Origin of the sequence: Kitasatospora sp. MBT63 (assembly GCF_000710465.2) — a bacterium.
Lineage (GTDB): Bacteria > Actinomycetota > Actinomycetes > Streptomycetales > Streptomycetaceae > Kitasatospora.
Genome location: NZ_JAIZ01000842.1, coordinates 1 through 638 on the forward strand (window position 1 = coordinate 1; position 638 = coordinate 638).

1 protein-coding gene is annotated in these 638 nt (G+C 67.6%); it reads left to right on the plus strand.

What is annotated here, in order from left to right; all coding sequences use genetic code 11:
- Window positions 1-638 (plus strand): hypothetical protein (locus tag AA75_RS50690; protein ID WP_033826243.1); only part of this gene is annotated, 638 nt, incomplete at both ends.

A 638-nucleotide genomic window follows, 5' to 3' on the forward strand; every position in this document is an offset into this window, starting at 1 on the left:
CCCGAGGAGATCGGGGAGGTCGTCATCGCGGTGGCCCGGCAGAGCGGTACCCCGGCCGACGTGGAGTGGATCAAGGTGAAGGTCCCGGCCGGGACGATGGCCCCCGATCTCGCCACCGACCTGAACAAGATCACCCCGAGGATCAGCCTCACCGGCTGGACCGTTCGTCTGGACGCGACGGCAAAGGAGTTCGTCTGCGCGCCCGCCGGCAGTCACGCGCCGATCGGCCCGGACAGCGGGTTCACCATCCAGCTGTCCGACATCCCGGTCAGCCGGAAGGTCGGCACAGCGCCTGTCACCGTGACCGAGCGCTCCCGCACCGGGAACTCCGCCTTCCAGAACCGGTCCACGGTCTTCAACCTCGGCAAGTTCCCGGCCGACTTCTACCTGCGCAACTTCCTGTGCGAGCCGTCCATCATCCCCAACGGCGGTGACGTCAAGCTCACTTGGGAGCGCTCCGCGAACGCCACGTACGAACTGCTGTACGGCGACGTCAACCGCGACGTGACCAACCGCACCAGCTTGGAGCTCGAGGGCATCAAGTCCGACGCCACCTTCTACCTCCGCGCCACCACCGGCGACCCCTCCAACCCGGTCGTCCGCATCATCTCCGCCCAGGTCACCGTCACCAGGCCCGA